The 17,423-nt window shown below is 58.6% G+C and carries 14 protein-coding genes; 3 read left to right on the forward strand and 11 right to left on the reverse strand.

Going from position 1 to position 17,423, the window contains the following annotated elements:
* Nucleotides 1–252: 252 nt before the first annotated feature.
* Genes AC781_RS05525 through AC781_RS05545 form a run of 5 tightly spaced genes read right to left on the reverse strand, consistent with a single transcriptional unit; the run spans nt 253 to nt 6,750 of the window.
* Entirely contained in the window at nt 253–2,256 is a 2,004-nt protein-coding gene (locus AC781_RS05525; RefSeq protein ID WP_067774746.1) for a prolipoprotein diacylglyceryl transferase family protein, read from the reverse strand.
* A complete protein-coding gene (locus AC781_RS05530; protein WP_067774749.1) occupies nt 2,253–3,068 on the reverse strand; it encodes a hypothetical protein in 816 nt (271 codons plus the stop codon). The genes AC781_RS05525 and AC781_RS05530 overlap by 4 nt, the downstream gene beginning before the upstream one ends.
* A 22-nt stretch (nt 3,069–3,090) precedes the next feature.
* Nucleotides 3,091–4,200: a hypothetical protein gene (locus AC781_RS05535; RefSeq protein WP_067774752.1), complete on the reverse strand. Its 1,110-nt coding sequence runs from the start codon at nt 4,198–4,200 to the stop codon at nt 3,091–3,093.
* A 12-nt stretch (nt 4,201–4,212) separates the two neighbouring features.
* Nucleotides 4,213–5,472 (reverse strand): hypothetical protein, encoded by a 1,260-nt coding sequence (locus AC781_RS05540; RefSeq protein ID WP_067774755.1) that lies wholly within the window; start codon nt 5,470–5,472, stop codon nt 4,213–4,215.
* 21 nt (nt 5,473–5,493) lie between these two features.
* Complete coding sequence (locus tag AC781_RS05545) at nt 5,494–6,750, reverse strand: hypothetical protein (protein ID WP_067774758.1); 1,257 nt, start codon at nt 6,748–6,750, stop codon at nt 5,494–5,496.
* A gap of 299 nt (nt 6,751–7,049) precedes the next feature.
* Here AC781_RS05545 and AC781_RS05550 point away from each other — a divergent pair, with 299 nt between their 5' ends.
* Complete coding sequence (locus AC781_RS05550; RefSeq protein WP_141675774.1) at nt 7,050–7,379, forward strand: hypothetical protein; 330 nt, start codon at nt 7,050–7,052, stop codon at nt 7,377–7,379.
* A gap of 44 nt (nt 7,380–7,423) precedes the next feature.
* Here the strand turns inward: AC781_RS05550 and AC781_RS14210 are convergent, their stop codons facing one another.
* The 6 genes from AC781_RS14210 to AC781_RS05580 form a co-directional block, all read right to left on the reverse strand.
* Nucleotides 7,424–8,398 (reverse strand): extracellular solute-binding protein, encoded by a 975-nt coding sequence (locus AC781_RS14210; RefSeq protein ID WP_067774766.1) that lies wholly within the window; start codon nt 8,396–8,398, stop codon nt 7,424–7,426.
* A 26-nt stretch (nt 8,399–8,424) separates the two neighbouring features.
* Complete coding sequence (locus AC781_RS14215) at nt 8,425–10,053, reverse strand: ABC transporter permease subunit (RefSeq protein WP_067774769.1); 1,629 nt, start codon at nt 10,051–10,053, stop codon at nt 8,425–8,427.
* Nucleotides 10,046–10,798, reverse strand: a complete 753-nt coding sequence (locus tag AC781_RS05565; protein ID WP_067774772.1) for an ABC transporter ATP-binding protein — start codon at nt 10,796–10,798, stop codon at nt 10,046–10,048. Before AC781_RS05565 ends, AC781_RS14215 begins: the two co-directional genes overlap by 8 nt.
* 65 nt (nt 10,799–10,863) lie before the next feature.
* A complete protein-coding gene (gene phnW, locus AC781_RS05570) occupies nt 10,864–11,949 on the reverse strand; it encodes a 2-aminoethylphosphonate--pyruvate transaminase (RefSeq protein WP_067774775.1) in 1,086 nt (361 codons plus the stop codon).
* 13 nt (nt 11,950–11,962) lie between these two features.
* Entirely contained in the window at nt 11,963–12,748 is a 786-nt protein-coding gene (gene phnX / locus AC781_RS05575) for a phosphonoacetaldehyde hydrolase (RefSeq protein ID WP_067774778.1), read from the reverse strand.
* Between the two features lie 121 nt (nt 12,749–12,869).
* Complete coding sequence (locus AC781_RS05580) at nt 12,870–14,114, reverse strand: hypothetical protein (RefSeq protein WP_141675775.1); 1,245 nt, start codon at nt 14,112–14,114, stop codon at nt 12,870–12,872.
* A 147-nt stretch (nt 14,115–14,261) separates the two neighbouring features.
* Here AC781_RS05580 and AC781_RS05585 point away from each other — a divergent pair, with 147 nt between their 5' ends.
* Both AC781_RS05585 and AC781_RS05590 read left to right on the forward strand, forming a co-directional pair.
* The gene (locus AC781_RS05585; protein WP_218107256.1) at nt 14,262–15,836 is read left to right on the forward strand and encodes a sulfatase; all 1,575 of its coding nucleotides are present in this window, start codon (nt 14,262–14,264) and stop codon (nt 15,834–15,836) included.
* A 102-nt stretch (nt 15,837–15,938) separates the two neighbouring features.
* Entirely contained in the window at nt 15,939–17,414 is a 1,476-nt protein-coding gene (locus AC781_RS05590; RefSeq protein WP_067774784.1) for an MBOAT family O-acyltransferase, read from the forward strand.
* Nucleotides 17,415–17,423: the final 9 nt, after the last annotated feature.

Below are 17,423 nucleotides of genomic sequence, written 5' to 3' on the forward strand. Positions count from 1 at the left end.
GATGAATGCAGGAGGTGGAGAAGCGCGAATCGGTTGCTTCTCCACCCGTTGCAGGATGGATCATGGCTCTGTTTCGTTTGGGATTGACAGTCGCCTGTTTGGCTGCTGTGGGCGGTTTACTCTCGCTGGTCATGAAGGATCCTGCTAAGAAAGAGGAAGCGTCGTTTATTTGGTCGCCATGTCCGAAGGTGGAAAAGCCTGTTCTCCTCAGACGATCAGTCGACAGGCGAGATGAGGAGATGAGGAGATGAGCTATCCGGTGAGGCGGGAGTAGCGGCGATGGGAGTTGGGGAAGTCCATGCTCATGGCGAAGGCGTAGAGGAGGCCGACGGGGAGGGCGAGCCAGTATGTGGCGTTCAGCCAGTCGGGGGCCGGGGCGGGCGTGGTTCCTCCGGGAAGGCTCCAGATGACGAAGGCGGTCAGGATGAAGGCGACGGCGAGCCACTGGTATTCGGTGAGTCCCCATGCGCGGCGCGTTTGGGGTTCTCCCCGGTAGGCTTCTTCGACGAAGCGGGAGAGTCCGGCAAGGGCGAAGTAGAGTCCGGCGATGAGTGCTACGGAGGCGGAGGCTGTCCAGAGCCGGAGGAGGATGGTTCCGATGAGGAGGTTGAAGGCGATGGAGTAGAGTGGCGTAGCGTGGAGGGGGATGCCGGTGTAGGGGCTGAGGGCACAGACGCGTGAGGAGGGGTTGGTGTGGCGGAGTCCGAGGTGGGTATGGCAGGTGTGGACGGGGCGGCCGTGGCAGCAGCCCTGTACGATGCAGCGGATGCGTCCGATGGCCTGTATCCAGGGTGCGGCGGCAGCCATGGCTCCGAAGATGATCCATGGGTCGTTGCCGTTTTCGGGAAGAAGGTGGGAGGTCGTGGCGATGAGGAGGATGCCCGCAATGCCGCCGAGGATGGCGCCATAGTAGCCGAAGGGGCGGAGGAGTTGGGAGGAGCCTTCGATGAGCTGGGCCCAGATGCCTGCTCCGGCGAGTGAGCAGATGGTGACGATGCCGGATGCGAGGAGGTAGGATGGCCCGGCCAGTGCGAGGACGAGGTAGTAGCCTCCGGCGGCGGCGAGGAAGGTGTAGATGGCGTGGTTGATGATGCGGAGGGGGCCGATGCGCCATGCGTGCCACGAGTTGGCGAGGCATTCGGAGAGGCGGATGATGCTGCGAAGGATGGGTGCGCGAAGGAGGACGCCTGCGGTGAGGAGAGCGGCGGCGATGATGTCGATCCATCCGTGCATGCCTGTGGCGACGCAGCTCCAGCAGAGTGCGAGTGTCCACAGGAGCATGAGTAGGCGCGGGAGGTTGCCGGGTGCGGCCCGCCAGAGCGCAGCGAGCATGAGGAAGGCCCAGAGGGCATGGTAGGAGGGGAAGGCGATGCCGCCGTTGAGGTCGACGGAGCGTTCCCATTCGAGTAGTCGGCCACCGGCGGTGGTCGGTTCGAAGGGGAGGAATGGGCAGGAGAGGGGGAAGAGGATGTAGAGGAGGAATGCCAGAGCGCAGGCAAGGATGCCGGAGATGGCGAAGCTTCTCATGAGGGCGTCGGTGTGCTGGAGGAGGATGACGAGGAGGAGGACAGGGTAGATGCTGACGTAGATCCAGCCCGCCTGCTGGATGACGGGGGTTGCCTGTTCTCCGAGGATGCGGCATGAGGGGGCGCCTTCGGTGAGCATCATGTGACCGCCGAGGAAGTAGAGGGCTGTCCAGACGATGGCGGGGAGGAGGAAGGCGCGGAGTCGTTCAAAGGGGGTGTTGTGCCGATGGCCGGGAGGCGGCAGGGATAGCCATGTGGGTGGAGAGCTGGTGCCGAAGCGGCGGATGAGGTCCTGCCGTTCGTATCCCCAGACGATGGCGGCACAGCCGAGGGCGATGAGGGGTGTGAAGATGTAGAGTCCTGCCGCCGAACCGGTGGCAACGGAGGCTCCGGCGGCGAGGATGACGCTGCATGTGTAGATGGGATGCGGTACGAGGCGGTAGATGCCGGTGGCGACGAAGCGGGGCGGCGGGAAGCCGTTCATGGGGAGGCCGCCTCCCCGTATTTTAAGGTTTAGCATGGCGGCGGCCATGCCAGAGAGGGCGAGGGTGGCCATGGCTGTGCCGATGATCGGGTGATGCAGAGGGGGGAGGGTGACGGAGGGTTCGAGGCGGATGCATCCCCAGACGATGAGGAGGGGCAGGAGGATGCAGAAGCAAGCGGCGTAGAATGTTCTGCTGGCGATGAGCCGGTGCAGGAGGGTGCGCTGGGGGCGGGGAGTGTCGGTCATGATGCGGAGGGAGGGGAGAAGCGGACGATTTCGTGGATGCTCAGGCCGGGTTCGGTGCCGGAGGATGTGGTGAGCGTGGCCCGTCCGGCCCATTTGCATTCGTGCAGGTGAAGGATGGAGGGGGGAAGCAGTTTTTTCGCCAGTGCCGGGAAGGTGCGGAGGACGGTGGAGCCGATGGCGCCTTCACGCAGGATGTGGCGGCGGTCGAAGTCAAGCCTGAGGGTGTCTGTGCGGAGGGAGGAGCCGTCGGCTGAGGCATGGAGTCCGGCAGGATGGTGCCGCCATTGCGTGTCCCACAGCAGGGTGACGGGGCTGGGTCCTTCCCAGACGATCCAGATGATGGTGCTGCCTTTGTCTCCGAGGAAGCGGCCCCAGTGGAGGGTGTCGATGGGGAGTTTCCATGGAGGGAGTGTCATGTGGAGGCGTTCGGCATATCCGATGCCTTCGTAGTGGCGGTTTTCGAGGCGGAGGGAGACGCGGCTGCGCGGCTGGAGGCAATGCCAGTCGGTGGTGAGCCCGCGTTCGGTGTGGAGGTGCTGGAGCGGCAGGGAGGGGTGTTCGGGGCGCCAGGTTCCAGCAGCATGCAGGCTGCGGCATTGCCAGAGGATGTTTCCCTGTTCCGTGTTTTCGGGCATGGCGCCGCGGATGAAGGTTTGCCGACGTTTGGATGTGCCGTCAGGCAGGAGTTCCAGCCATGAGGCATGCCGGAATTTGAGGTGTCCGAGGCTCAGCACCGAGGCGTAGCAGACGATAGTCGTTCCGTTGTCGGTTTGGCAATCGAGGTAGGTTTTGGTCAGGGAGAAGGAGGGCATGGGAGGTGGGCTGGATGTTGCGCTACCGGTGGGAGGGGATGCCGTTTTGCCGCCAATCCTGCAGGAGGAGTCTGGAAGTTTCGTTTCTGAGTTTTTTTCTCTGTTCTTCCGACAGGGAGAGACGGTAGATGATTGCGTCTGGATCGCCGTCCGGGAGGTTCAGGAGGCGGCGTGCTTCCGCCTCTCTTGTTGGCTGGAGGTCGAATAGTTGGGTTTTGAGCAGCGCCATGTGTTCTTCCATGCACATGCCTGTTTTTTCCAGAATGAGGCGGGATGTTTTCGATGAGTAGCCTTGTTGTTCCGTCTGGTCGTTCTCCAATTGGTTGCGGAGGTCCTGCGGAAGGCCGCTTGTGTCGATGTCCGGTTGTTCTTCCGGTTTTCCGGGAGCTTCCAGCCGGGCGAGTTCTTTCGCGATGTATGCCTGCCCGATGTAGCGGATGATGGCTGCCTGTTCTTCCGGGGTGGATTGTGCCGGTGTGTCGTGTTCGTTGCGGAGCCGGAATCGGGCGTCGCGCAAGGCCCGGTTGAGGAGTTTTTTTTGTTTTTCTTTCGTTCTGTATGCCTTGGATGCGAGGAGTCGACGGATTTCCGGCCGGCTGAGATATTCAACGTAGTAGAATCTGAAGAGTGAGGTGTTTCTGGTGTTTTCCCTGTTCCAGTCGATTGAGGCGGCTGTTTGGCAATATTGTTGCTGAAAGTCCTTTTCCTGCATGAGAGCATGGTACAGCTCGGCGTATTGTTTGGGATGTTGTTCACGCGTCGGCGCGATGTCGCGCAGGCGAGCGGCGTGGGCGGTCATCCGCTCGATGGATGTGCGCAATGGCGCAGGCAGCTGAGAGAATGCAGGCGAGTTGAGATAACCCTGGCAGTAGATGTTCAGAAAACGGAGCAGGGCTGGGATTTGTTCTGCAAGGATGTCGTTGCAGAGTTCCGTATCGAGAAAGGCAGCTTGTTGGGACGCGGCTGCCGCATCCTGCATGACGGTTTTGATCGCCTGTTTCTGCGATTCCGTCATGGGTTCGATGGCTGCAGTCCCGACGATTGTGGGGAGAGCGGCGGGCTGGGGCTGGCCGGTCGTGATGGCCGGGATGGGCCATGCGAGTGCATACAGTGCGGCAAGGGTCGTAAGCATGAAGAAGTGGGTTTATTGGGGGATGCCGTTTTTCTGCCATTCTTCGCATAGCATGAGGCAGGCGCGTTCGCTGAGCTGTTCCTGCTGTTTCGGCGGCAGGGAGAGAAGGTACCGATACGGGTCGGCGTCGCCGGGAGGCAGGTCCAACGCTTTCCGGGCAGAGTCGATGTAACGGAACGGGAGTGCGGCGGAGATGTACACGGTGTACTGATAGTAGGCACCTGCTTCACCTTTTGTTTTTTGTTCGATCATTCGATGATACTCTTCGCGGCGAGTGAGTAGCCGTTTTTTGTTGCGATCCCATTCGGCCATGCGTTCTTCCGCCCATCGTTTGTTGCCGAATGTTCCGACGATTTGTTGCATGAGGTATGGAGTTCTGCGCGGTTTGCTCAGAGCTTGCAGGAGCGTGCGTTGTTCGGCGATGATGGTTTGAAGATCTTCCGGCAGTCGGCTGCTGTCCGGCATGGTTTCCAATTCCATGCGATATTGTGCGTGCTGTTGCCAACGTGTATGCATGTTTTTCAGGAAGTAGATGTCCCTGTTCAGCTGCTTGACCTCTTCGTATTCAATGATGTGGCGGCTCCGTTCGCTGTGCAGAGGGATGTCGAGGGGCAGTTCGTCGCGAAGCGCATCATAGGCCATTTGAAGGGCTGTTGCGCTATCCGGGTTTTCATCTTCCAGATCACGGCTTGATGTGGCGAATCCTTTCGGCCAGGCGATGCTGTTGTGGAGCAGGTTCAGCCGATGATAGGTGCAGGCACGCAGCCATTCGGCATTGATGCCGTACCGGTGCAGGAGGTGTTCGTTGATCCGGCTGCGCGTTTGTTCCAAGGCCTGGACGGCCGTGACGAGGCGGGGTTTTTCGACAGGTTGCCGTTCCAGAAGTTCGATGACCTCGCGGGCCTGTTTTCCGGCTTCCTGTATGAGAGAGCTCAGTTCGGGCGGAAGTTTGGCCAATTCCGGGGAATCTGCGATGGCTTGGAATGGCGATGCCAGCAAGCGGAAGTAGTTACGCGGGTAGTAGGAGATCGAGGGATCCTCGGTGGATGCTTCCTCCGGATTGCGATTGTACAGAGTGTCTAAGTAGGTGAGTTCGGACAATGCGGCAGCCGCATAGAGGTGGTGCAGGGCTTTTTTCTGTTCCGCCGTGAGGCCTGTATCAAGAGGTGCGGTGAGTTCTGCCGCGGGGCGGTTGTCTGAAGGCTCGGTTTCGGCGTAGGATTGCGGGAATGCAAGGAGTGCGGCGGCGAGGATGGGGTGTATGCAGTTCATGGCAGTGGATGGGATGGAAGGTTATTTCGGGGTGCCGTTTTTTTGCCAGTCTTCGAGGACGATGATGCAGGCGGTAGTTTGGATGCGTTCCTGTTCTTTCAAGGGCAGTTTGAGGATGTAGGCTGCGATGGTGTTTCCCTGCAACGGCGGGAGGTTGAGAAGCCGGAGCGCTTCAGGCATTTTTTCCTGAGATTGGGCGATCATTTTCATGCGGAGTCCGGCATGATGTTCTTCGGGCGAGACTCCGGTGAGTGTGCGAATGAGGGTTGGGACGGTGCGGCTTTGCTGCATTGCCTGATCCATGCTTTCCCGGAATGCCTGCCTGTCGTTGGAGCCGATGTTCTGCATGGCGGGGAGTGTGGCGATGAGCCGATGGAGGCGTTGTTTGTTGCGCAGGTTGGCGACGGTTCGGTAGGTTTCCCGTTCTTTCTCAAGTTGAAGACGCAGCTCCTTCGGGAGGGTGGATGGGTCGGGAGCCAATCGCAGGATGTTGTCCATGTGTTTGCTTTTGTCCCGCCAGCGTTCCGGGTGGCGGAGTATGGAGAGGTTGGCGTTGATGAAGGTGCGGTCGAGGAAGTCGGAGATAGCCTGTTTTTCTTCAGGTGATGCCGTGGGAGCCGGTTGCTGTTCCGCATGCATGTTTTGCCGCAGGCGGTTGAGCATGTCGCGAAGGTAGGCTTCTCTTTTTTCCCGATCGTATTTGATGGAATCCCGGATGCCATCCCGGTTTTCCGGTTTGGCGAATTCGTTTTGGAAGGCGTTCAGGAGCCGTGCGGAGATGGCGGCTGCCATTTGTTCGATGTCGAATGCTCCGGCCTGTTTGCAGTATTGTTTCTGGCTGTCGTTTACTTTCTTGAGTTGTTCGACAAGGGCGGTGATGCGTTCGTTGTCGATGGGTTTGTTTTCAAAGGCGGCAGCGATCTGTTCGGAGATTTCGGCTGTTTGGCGGAAGGTGTCGCGAAGGGCGGGGGGCAGGATGGCTATTGCAGGAGAGCCGGCCATGGCCCGGGAGGCGATGCTTGCGAGTTTGAGCTGGGTGTAGTTGATATTGTTTTCACCCATGAGGCGTTCCTGAAGTTCCGCATCGCCGGAGGCGATGATGGCGGCGCAGGCTCCGTCTTCAATGACGGTATGGAGGGCTTCGCGTTGTTGTTCCGTGAGGGGGGGGACGGCGGTTTGCGTGGAAGCGGCGGGGTGGTTGTCGTCGGCCGATGCGTGGAATACGGGTGCAAGAACGGTCAGAATGGCCGCTGCAAGGGTGATGGAACGGGTGTTCATAAGGGGGTGCTTGTTTGCGACTCTGCCACGCCGGGGAGGATGTGTCAAGGTTTGCTTTCGATTTCCCTTCGGGGAATCTGATGGAGCTAGACGGATGGATGCTGGGGCGAATGCGTTTTTTGTCATGTGTTTGTTTGGAGCTTGCCGTTTGCCGGGCAGTGCGTAGGATGATGGGCATGACTCGGTCGGGATGGTATTTATGGGGTGTTTGGCTGGTTTTGTATGTGGTTTCCGCATGCTTGCCATTGCCGAATATGGGGGAGCCGGCGACGTGTGTCGGTTTGTGCTGGCTGTTTGCGATGCCATGTTTGTTGTGCTGGTGGGCGGCGGTGATGCAGTTGCGCCGCGATGCCTGCCGCCACAGGGCCGGATGGCTGTGGATGCTGTTTGCGGGGCCGACTTGCCTGCAGGCTGTTGCTTTGGGATTCGGTTTGGGTATGGACTGGCTTTGGGCACGCGTGGGGTTCTCGCCGCGAATGAGCGATTTTGCATGGAATCTTGGTTTGGTGATGTCTATCGCTGCTGTCGCTTTGTCGTCGATTCCGTATGTGTTGGCATCGATTGTTCTGAAATTCGTTCTTCTGCCTCCTCCGGCGCCTCGTGTGGATGAAGAAACCCCGCAGGTTTAAGGCTGCGGGGTTCGGGTAGAAGAGGGAGGCCGGAGTGTGCCGTATCAGTGCGGCATGAGGTTCTGGTGTTTTCTGAGGAGGTCGACGGTGAGAGGTTCGGGGTAGGTGCGGATGTTGTCCGATTGGGCGTCGGCGGTGGATGTTTCTCCTTTGTAGAGCGGGGCCGGGTAGGTTTTGCGGATGCCTTGGCGGCCTTCCTTGACGATGATTTCGGCCATTTTCATGGCGAGGGGGTTGGTTTTGTCTCCTTTGTCGACGACGGCGATGGATTCGGTGAGGATGTAGTTGCCTTCCGTGGGGTCGATGTAGTCGATGGGCAAGCCCGATTTTTTGTCGGCAACGGCCTGATGGCGGAGTCCGAAGGCGATGGAGACTTCTCCGGCGCGTGCTTTTTTGAGCGGAGCGGAGCCGGAGTTTTCAAGGTGGGGTCCGGCGTTGGCGACGATTTCTTTGAGGATGCGGGTGGCTTCCTGTTCCCCATAGGCATGGACGAGGGCTTGTACCATGAGCCATGCGGTGGAGGAGCTGCGGAGGTTGGGGATGGAGATGTGGCCTTTGTATTCGGGGCGGGCGAGGTCTTTGAGGGATTGGGGACGGGGGAGGTTGTTGGCGGCGAGTGTGCGGGTGTTGATGAAGATGGCTCCTTCCTGTCCGGTGACGGGGGCGAATTCCGGGTTGGCCGGGGTGAGGGTTTCGACGGGGAATTCGAGCGTTCGGTACATGCCGTGTTCTTTCTGCGCGCTTTCGAGGTAGTAGGTGGAGGCGGTGATGATGTCCGCTTCGGTGTTTTTGCCTTCGGCCATGATTTTGCCTCCGAGTTCGGAGGTGCTGAAGGAGGAGAGGATGTATTGGCCGGCGTATCCTGCACGGTCGAGTGCTTCCTGCATGGCGAGTTTGGCTTCTTCATCCGCGTTGGAGTAGATGACGATTTCCTGTTGCCGGCTGCAGGAGGAGAGGGGGAGGATGGCGGCTGTGGCTGCGATGAGGGCGGCGAAGGCCGTTTTGAGGATGTTTTTCATGTGTGTGTGTTGTGGATGTGTGGTCGTCATGCACGCGGCATGTATTTGGCGGCGGTTCTGCCCAGGACGACGCGCACGATGATGTTGGTGGCGAGGATGAGCAGGGACATGACGAAGATGGCATCGAACTGGGCGAAGTGCTGCAGTTCTTTGATTTTGGTGGTGAGTACTCCGGTGCGTGCGCCGACGAGGAAGATGATGGCGCTGATGGTGATCATGCTGTTGATGAAGTAGTAGGAGAAGATTTCCAGCAGGGTGCCGACGGAGTTCGGGATGATGACGCGGCGGAGGGTGGTGAACCAGCTGTCTCCCATGAGGGAGGCGGTGGATTCCCAGCTCCGGTTGAGTTTTTCCAGGGAGTTTTTCCCCATGAGGTAGGGGGTGGTGAAGAAGTGGATGATGTTGCAGATGATGATGATGGCAAATGTGTTTTGCAGGGATGTGCCGGAGTAGGCGAAGAGGTAGGCGATGCCGAGTACCATGCCGGGGATGGTGTTGGTGACGACGGCGAGGCCGTTGAGCGCGCCTTTTGCTTTGCTTCCCATGCCGGACCGGGCGGTGACGAGGGCTGCACCGAAGGAGACGATGGTGCCGACGAGTGCGCTGAAGAAGGCGACGAGGAGGGTGTTGCCGTAGGTGCCGAGTAGGTTGCGCGCGGAGAGCTGGGTGGTGAAGGTGTCGAAGGTGAAGGTGGTGTCGTAGGGCCAGTGACGGACGAATGGGACGATGAACATGATGGCGAAGACAGCGGCGATGCCGATGGCGAGGGCGAGGGAGCCTCCGGCGCAGACGGTGTCGCGGAGCGGGCTTTTGCGGATTTCCTGTTTGGAGATTTTGCTGTAGCGGAAGTTGTAGCGTTCGAGTCTGTTGATGAGGATGATGCTGGCGATGGAGGGGAGGAGCATGAGGATGGCGATGGCCGCTCCTCCGGAGAAGTTGGGGATGGCGCCGAGCATTTCGTTGTAGAGGTGGAGGGCGACGACATCGTATTGGCCGCCGATGGAGGCGGGGATGCCGAAGTCCGTGAAGCTGAGGGTGAAGCTTTGGATGAAGGCGGCTCCGAGGGTGCCGACGAGGGGGCGGACGGCTGTGCCGAAGAAGGTGCGGACGGGGGTGTCTCCCATGATGCGGGAGACGGTGGCGAAGTTTTTGTCGACGTATTTGAAGGTGTTGTTGATGAGTAGATAGGCGATGGGGAGGGTGTAGATGACGTAGCCGAGGAGCATGCCGCGGAAGCCGTAGATGTCGAGGATTTGGGTGCCGCCGAGGAGGTGGGTGATGAGGCCTTCTTTGCCGAAGGCGTAGATGATGACGAAGCCGTAGGTGATGGTGGGGAGGTACATCGGGGCGACGGTGACGGCTCCGACGGTTTTTTTGAGGGCGCGGGGAAGTGCGGTGTGATGGACGGTGTACGCGAGGAAGAAGGCGAGTACGGTGGTGATGAGCGCAGCCGTGGCGGATACGGTGAAGCTGTGGCCGAAGGAGGTGAGGACGGCCGGGCTTCCGAGGATGCGGATGTAGTTGTCGAGCCCGGGCGCTCCCTGTTCCATGAGGGAGCGGCCCAGCAGGAGGGCGATGGGGTAGGCGAGGAAGGCTCCGAAGATGAGGAGGACTGCCCAGAAGACGGCCTTGAGTTCGATGCTTTTTTCAGGCATATGCTCCCTCGAAGAGGCTGAAGATGTTGTTCCGCTTGATTTCGAGCTGGTTCAGGATGAATTGCCTGACGAAGCCGTTGTGCGGGTTGTGGATGATTTCGCGCGGGGTGGAGTATTGGGAGATGCCGCCTTCGTTGAGGATGAGGACGCGGTCGGAGAGTGTGAGGGCTTCTTCGGGGTCGTGGGTGACGATGATGGTGGTGAGGTTGTAGTCGCTGGCGATGGTTTTGATGCGTTCCTTGATGGATTCCTTGATGACGCCGTCGAGGGCGCTGAGGGGTTCGTCGAGGAGGAGGACGCGGGGTTTCATGACGAGGGTGCGGGCGAGGGCGACGCGCTGTTTCTGGCCGCCGGAGAGCTGGTCGACTGTTTTGCCGAGGTGGTTGCCGAGGCCGAGGAGGGCGATGAGTTCGCGGACTTCCCGTTTGGTGGAGACGCCTGGTTTGTTTTTGAGGCCGTAGATGATGTTTTCGTAGGCGTTGAGGTTGGGGAAGAGGGCGTAGTCCTGGAAGACGATGTTGAAGCCACGCTGTTTCATCGGGGTGCGGCTGAGGTCTTCGCCGTTGAAGATGATTTGGCCTTCGTCGAGGTCGGTGAGGCCGAGGATGACGTTGAGGAGGGTGGTTTTTCCGCTGCCGGAGGGTCCGAGGATGGAGACGATTTCCCCGGTGTCGATGTCGAGGTCGATGCCGTTCAGGACGGCTTTGCCGTTGTAGGTTTTTTTGATGTTTTTGAGTTGAAGCATGGCGGGAGGGAGGGTTGCCGCCCCTTGCTGGGGCGGCGGTTGCTGTGTCGTATGAGGGGGAGGGGTTAGCGGCGGATGTCTGCGATGGCATCGACGAGGCGGCGGAAGTCGTCGGGGAAGACGTCGCCGATGTTGCCGATGCGGAAGGTGGGGGCTTCGGAGATTTTGCCGGGGTAGATGACGAAGCCGCGCTGTTTCAACTCTTCATAGAAGTCGGCGAAGACGAAGGTCTGTTCCGGGTAGAGGAAGGAGGTGATGATGGGTGATTGTACGGCATCGGGCAGGAGGGTGGTGAAGCCGATTTCACGCATGCCTTGTACGAGGATGCGGTGGTTTTCTTCGTAGCGGCGGTGGCGGGCTTCGATGCCGCCTTCTTCACGGAGTTCCTTGAGGGCCTGGAAGAAGGCGCGGACGACGTGGGTGGGTGAGGTGAAGCGCCATTTGCCGTGGCCCTGTTCCATTTCCTTCCACTGGTCGTAGATGTCGAGCGAGAGGGAGCGGGAGATGCCTTCGCAGGCGGCGAGGGCGGTGCGTTTGGCGATGATGAGGCCGAAGCCGGGTACGCCCTGGATGCATTTGTTGGAGCTGCTGACGAGGAAGTCGATTCCGAGTCCGGCGATGTCGATGGGGATGCCGCCGAAGCTGCTCATGGCATCGACGATAAAGGTGATGCCGCTGCCGCGGAGGACTTCGGCGATGTCTTCGATGGGGTTGATGATGCCGGTGGTGGTTTCGCAGTGGACGACGGCGAGGTGGGTGGTGTCCGGGTGGGCGGCGAGGCTCTGGCGGACGATGTCGACGGTGATTTGCTCGGTTTCCTTGAGGGAGACGAGGGTGTGGTCGAGTTTGTGGTAGCGGGCGATGTCCGCCATGCGGTTGCCATAGGCTCCGTTGGCGAAGATGAGGAGTTTGTCCTGCGGGCCGACGCAGCAGCTGAGGGTGGCTTCGACGCTGTAGGTGCCGCTGCCCTGGAGGAGGACGGTGGTGTATTCGTCGCCGAGTCCGGCGATTTGGAGGAGTTCGGAGCGGATGGCGGTGACGACGCCTTCGTTGTAGTCTTTGTCCCAGGTGCACCAGTCCTGCAGCATGGCGTTGCGGACGGTTTCGGAGGTGCTGAGGGGACCTGGGGTGAGGAGGAGGTAATTTCTCATGGCTGGTATGTGGTTAGAGGCTGCTGTTGATGTCTTTGATGCAGGAGGGGAGTTCGAGGATGGTGTCGAGTACGTAGTGGGCGCCTGCATCCTGCATGCGGCTGCGAACTTCTTCCTTGAGGGCAGCGAGTTCGTCCGCAGGCATGGAGTCATATTCTTCTTGAGTGAGGCCGAGTTCGTTGCTGCCGGTGATGATGCCGACGGTGTGTACCTGTGCATTCAATCCTTCGCGGATGTCGGCGATGGTGTCGCCGACTTTGACGACTTGATCGACGGAGGGGATGGCGAGGTCGATCATGTTTTTGTAGATCATGTAAGGAGCCGGGCGGCCTGCAGGGAGGCCCGTGGGGGTGACGAGGTTGTCGACGGTGTAGCCTTTGGCGGCAGCGTCGGGGCGCACGATGTCCATCATCTGCCGGGTGTATCCGGTGGTGGAGCCGATTTTGATGCCTTGTGCCTTGAGGTTTTCGATGGTTTCGACGACGCCGGGGATGGGAGTGGTGAAGTCCCGGAGGCTGGCGAAGAGGTGTTTTTCAAAGCTGGAGTACATTTCCAGGATGTCTTCTTCGACCCATGGACGATGGTGAACGGCGGCGAATTGTTCGGCGACGGCAGGCATTTTGAGGATGGCGCGGATGTGGTCGATTTTCAGGAGGCCCATGGGTTCGCGTGCCTGGCGGTAGGTGATGTTCATGCCTTTTTCGGCAAAGACGCGGAGAAAGACATGCAGGGGGGCGAAGCAGCCGAAGTCGATGGCCGTGCCGGCCCAGTCCATGATGATGCAATTGATTTTGTTCATGTTGCGATGTAAGGAAGTGTTGTTCCCGTGGTGGGATGTCTTTGGCAATGTAGCACCGTGATGTTGGGATGCAAAGGGGGACTTTGTGCCAAAATCGTCACATGATGTGATACGTGTTTATTCAGAAGTTGGTATAGACGCCGCCGATGAACGACCATCCGGTGAATCCATGGCCCGGAGCGGAGCCGCTGGAGTGGCCGTATTCAGCCATGGTCATGATTTTGAGGCGTGCGGGATCGTCGGCATACATGTAGAAGTTGAAGCCGAGCGCGACGGCCTGATAGGTATCGACGTAGCTGCCCTGCGTGTCGACGAGGGAGGCGTAGCGTTTGTTGAGGCAGACGGCCTGTGAGCCCGTACCGAGTTGGTAGCGCATGACGGCCTGGACATGTGGCGACAGGTTCCACGAGGGCATGACGGTGAGTCCGGCGAGATGGGAGGGGGAGACGGTTTTTCCTCCCTGCTTGTAATCGGCGATGTTTTGGGCCCAGATGCCTTCCATCATGAGTTCAAAGGGGCCTTGCTTGCCATAGTAGTAGAGAGCGAAGATGTCGCGCGCTTTGGTGCCGACGTTTTTGTACCGGTAAGAGCGGATATCCATGTCGTCGAAGTTGTGGATCCAGTCGAAGTAGATGCGCCCGTTTTGCAGGATGAGGTTGTCGGCTTTGTAGGAGAGTCCGATGTTGGCGTTGGCGGATTCCCATGTTCCCCATGTGCCTCGGCTGCGTTTTTCGCTGTTCGACCAGATGCCGGCATAGTAGCCGAGGTCGTTTTTCTTTTCGTCGTTGCAGATCCAGAGGCCGAAGGAGCTGTCGCTGACGAGCTGGTTTTCGACGGCGGAGAGTTCGGGCAGTTTGTATTTGGAGCTGGAAATGCGGTTTTCCGCGAGGATGACGGGGAGTATTTTGCCTGCGCCGATGGTGAAGTCGCTGAAGCTGTATTCGATGTTGGCTTCGTAGAGGTTGCCGTGGGTCATGCCATGGTCGTACCATTGGCCGTTTTTGTAGTAGCCGAGGCTGTCCACTCCGCCCATGTTCCAGATGTTGGTGATTCTGAGGTTGGTGAGCGCCTTGGCATTCCATCCGAGGCGGAGCCGCCTCCATTCGTCGGTGTGGCCTCCGCTGCCGGGGTATGTCGAAGCTCCGTTCGGAGAGACGGAGGCTGCCTGGTACTGGGCGCGGAGGGAGACGTTCAATTCCTGCACGTATGGGTTGTCCGGATTATGGTACAGGTGGACTTTGCCGTCGGGCTGGCCGTATGTTTGCTGCCACAGTCCGAGGGGCGTGGTGAAGGGCCGGTTGTCTGCGGTTGCGGTGAGGGAGAGTCCTGCGAGCAGGGCAGTCATGGTAATGAGTCGAGTGGTCATGGATGGGTACAAGATAGCAGCGGTTCCGGTTTCTGCGATGGGTTTTTCGTTACGATTTTGCCAGATGTAGAGGTGCTCTTTTTCGGGCGAAGGCTTTTGTGTTTGATTTGAGATGCTTTTTCTGATATATGCAACGCGATGAAACGCTTGAACTTCCTACAAAAGAGGGCGAGTGCGCGCATGTGGCATGCCGCGTGTCTCTGCGCAACGGCGGCATGGAGTGTGCTTCCCGCTGCACGTGCGGCTCAGGATGAGGAGAAACCGAATATTCTGTTTATTCTGGTGGACGATATGGGCTGGCAGGATACGTCCGTGCCGTTCCGGTTCGATGCCAATGGTCAGCCCGTGGCTTCGCCGGGTAACGGGATTTTCAAGACGCCGGGTATGGAGAAGCTGGCGGAGCGCGGGATGCGGTTTACCCAGGCTTATACTCCGAGCGTTTGTTCTCCCAGCCGTACGGCGATCATGACCGGCCTCAATCCGTCGCGTACCCATATTACGAACTGGACGGATCCCGGACAGCCAAAGGATACGAGTATGCACGGCATCAAGACGATGAATCCTCCGGCATGGCGTATTCAAGGTTTGACGGCCAAGGATCCGAGCATGGCGAAGATGTTCAAGGGTGCAGGATATAGAACCATTTTCGTGGGGAAGGCCCATTTTGGCCCGACGCCCAATAAGGCGGCCCAGCCGGAGGCGCTCGGTTTCGATGTGAATGTCGGCGGATGCGGCGCGGGGCAGCCCGGTTCCTATCTCGGCAAGGACAATTATGCGGAGAAAGCCTTCCGCGAGCAGAAGAAGATGGGGCCGCGCGATGTGCCCGATCTGGAGAAGTATCACGGTTCGGATACGTTCCTGACGGACGCCCTGAATACGGAGATGACGCGTGAGATCAAGAAGTCCGTGGGCATGAAGAAGCCGTTTTTCGCCTATTTCGGGCATTATGCCGTGCATGGTCCCCTGATGATGGATCCTCAGTTTGCCGCGACGTATCCGAAGCTGAACGGTGCACTGAAGAAGTACGCGACTCTGATTTCCGGGATGGATAAGTCGATTCTGTCCCTGCTGGATACGCTGGAGAAGGAAGGAGTGGCCGAGAATACGCTGATCGTGTTTGCCTCCGATAACGGCGGGACGGCTCCCAAGCCCCAGCCCTGCCAGCCTTTGCGCGGGATGAAAGGCACTCCTTATGAAGGCGGTATCAGGACGCCGCTGATTATTGCATGGGCGAAGCCGAATCCCGACAATCCCCTGCAGAAGAAGTACGCCATCAAGCCGGGCAGTACATGTGACCGTGTCGTTGCGCTTCAGGATATGTTTGCGACTTTCGGTTCGATGGTGAAGGGCAAGGTGCCTGCCAAGCTGGATTCCCAGGATATCAGCGGGCTGTTGACCGCCGAAGGCAAGTGCGACCGTCCGCAGACGTATTTCGTCAATTTCCCGCATGAGCATCAGGATGCCTATTATGTGCTTCTGCGCGACGGAGACTGGAAGGTGATCTACCATTACCATACGAAGGCGTGGGAGCTTTACAATCTCAAGGACGATATCGGAGAGCAGAAGAATCTTGCCGATGCCGAGCCGAAGAAGCTCGCGGAGATGGCCCGCAAGCTCGTGGCGGAGCACAAGCGGCACGATGCCCAGTTCCCCATCGATGCGCAGACGAAGAAGCCCGCGCAGTTCGTGATGCCCGGGGCTGCTGTTTCGCGCAAGGGGTGATTTGCCTGATGATATGCGAGGCTGCACGAGGATTTTTCGTGCAGCCTTGACTTTTTATGCGCGGTGGATATAATTCCGCCGCGCTTTGTCGCTACTCTCTCTATGCTGTTTAATTCGTGGGAATTCGTTGTGCTTTTGGTGGTGACGTTCGGCCTGTTTTACGCCGTTCCGAATATTCCGGCACGAAAATGCGTGCAATCGATCGTTTTGCTGATTGCCAGTACGGTGTTTTACGGATGGGAGGACTGGAGGCTTCTGGGGCTGCTGGCCGTTTCATGCGGCGGCAATACGTTTGCCACCGTCAAGATTCTGCAGCATCGGCTGAACGACCATGAACAAGGCGTGAAGACGTGGGTGCGGCTGGCGGTCGTGCTGAATTTACTGTTGCTCGGCGTGTTCAAGTATGCAGGGCTTGTGGTCGGACTGTTTCCTTTCTGTTCTCCGGAGTTTGTGGAGAGCGTACGTTCCATTCCCTTGCCGATCGGCATTTCCTTCTACACGTTCCACGGCATCAGTATGGTGGTGGATATGAGCCGCGGGAAGGTGCATGCCTACGACAATCTGATACGGACGGCACCCCGGAAGACGGTGTATTCGAATACATTCCGCGATATGGGGCTGTATTTGCTGTTTTTTCCGCAATTGATCGCCGGGCCGATCATCAAGGCGCATTATTTCTGGCCGCAGATCAAGGCCAAGGTTTTTGCCGGGATCGATTGGCAACGGGCGTTCAGGTATTGCGTGGCCGGGTACTTTTTCAAGATGGTGGTTGCGGATAATCTCGCACCGGTGACGAGCGTGTTGCAGAGTTCCGATTATATCGCTTCTCAAAACGGCGTGACGCTGCTGCTGATGCTGTTCGGCTACAGTATGCAGATTTTCGCCGATTTCGGCGGATATTCCATGATTGCGATCGGTCTTGCCGCATTGTTCGGCTACCGTTTCCCGATCAATTTCAATTTCCCGTATATCAGTACGAGCCTGACCCATTTCTGGCAGCGGTGGAATATGACTCTTTCCGCTTGGCTGCGCGATTATCTGTATATTCCGCTGGGCGGCAACCGCAAGGGGGCGTGCCGGACTTACCTGAATCTTTTCTTGGTGATGTTCCTCGGCGGGCTATGGCATGGCGCCGACTGGAAGTTCGCCCTGTGGGGGACGATGCACGGTTTGTTTCTGGCGGCAGAGCGTTTTCTGGGGAACCGTCCGGCACTGGCTTCGGTGCGCATTCCTTCGCTGGTGAAGATCGTCTATTGTTTCACGGTCGTCGCCTGCCTCTGGACGACGTTCCTGATGCCCGATATCGGTACGGTGTTTTTGTTCTTCCGGCAGGTATGGACAAATTTTGCCTGCACTCCGGCCGATCTGCTTGGCAATATGAGTGTGTACAGTGTGTGCCTGTTCGGTTCTTTGGTGGTTTTGTATCACGTGTATGGCTGGCTCAAGGAATACCGGATGACCGCATGGAACGGCGATATGCATTATCCGCGCCTGTTCGGTTGCCTGTACGGCGCCATGATTTTCCTGATTCTGACGAATTCTGGGCCGCAATGCGGGTTCGTCTATTTCCAATTCTAATTCCTTCTT

It is taken from the genome of Neoakkermansia glycaniphila (assembly GCF_001683795.1).
Lineage (GTDB): Bacteria > Verrucomicrobiota > Verrucomicrobiia > Verrucomicrobiales > Akkermansiaceae > Akkermansia > Akkermansia glycaniphila.

What these genes read in the sequence shown, in the direction of transcription:
- AC781_RS05525 (WP_067774746.1), bottom strand. Translation starts at nt 2,256, where the DNA reads ATGACCGACACTCCCCGCCCCCAGCGCACCCTCCTGCACCGGCTCATC.
- AC781_RS05530 (WP_067774749.1), bottom strand. Translation starts at nt 3,068, where the DNA reads ATGCCCTCCTTCTCCCTGACCAAAACCTACCTCGATTGCCAAACCGAC.
- AC781_RS05535 (WP_067774752.1), bottom strand. Translation starts at nt 4,200, where the DNA reads ATGCTTACGACCCTTGCCGCACTGTATGCACTCGCATGGCCCATCCCG.
- AC781_RS05540 (WP_067774755.1), bottom strand. Translation starts at nt 5,472, where the DNA reads ATGAACTGCATACACCCCATCCTCGCCGCCGCACTCCTTGCATTCCCG.
- AC781_RS05545 (WP_067774758.1), bottom strand. Translation starts at nt 6,750, where the DNA reads ATGAACACCCGTTCCATCACCCTTGCAGCGGCCATTCTGACCGTTCTT.
- AC781_RS05550 (WP_141675774.1), top strand. Translation starts at nt 7,050, where the DNA reads ATGCCATGTTTGTTGTGCTGGTGGGCGGCGGTGATGCAGTTGCGCCGC.
- AC781_RS14210 (WP_067774766.1), bottom strand. Translation starts at nt 8,398, where the DNA reads ATGAAAAACATCCTCAAAACGGCCTTCGCCGCCCTCATCGCAGCCACA.
- AC781_RS14215 (WP_067774769.1), bottom strand. Translation starts at nt 10,053, where the DNA reads ATGCCTGAAAAAAGCATCGAACTCAAGGCCGTCTTCTGGGCAGTCCTC.
- AC781_RS05565 (WP_067774772.1), bottom strand. Translation starts at nt 10,798, where the DNA reads ATGCTTCAACTCAAAAACATCAAAAAAACCTACAACGGCAAAGCCGTC.
- phnW (WP_067774775.1), bottom strand. Translation starts at nt 11,949, where the DNA reads ATGAGAAATTACCTCCTCCTCACCCCAGGTCCCCTCAGCACCTCCGAA.
- phnX (WP_067774778.1), bottom strand. Translation starts at nt 12,748, where the DNA reads ATGAACAAAATCAATTGCATCATCATGGACTGGGCCGGCACGGCCATC.
- AC781_RS05580 (WP_141675775.1), bottom strand. Translation starts at nt 14,114, where the DNA reads ATGACCACTCGACTCATTACCATGACTGCCCTGCTCGCAGGACTCTCC.
- AC781_RS05590 (WP_067774784.1), top strand. Translation starts at nt 15,939, where the DNA reads ATGCTGTTTAATTCGTGGGAATTCGTTGTGCTTTTGGTGGTGACGTTC.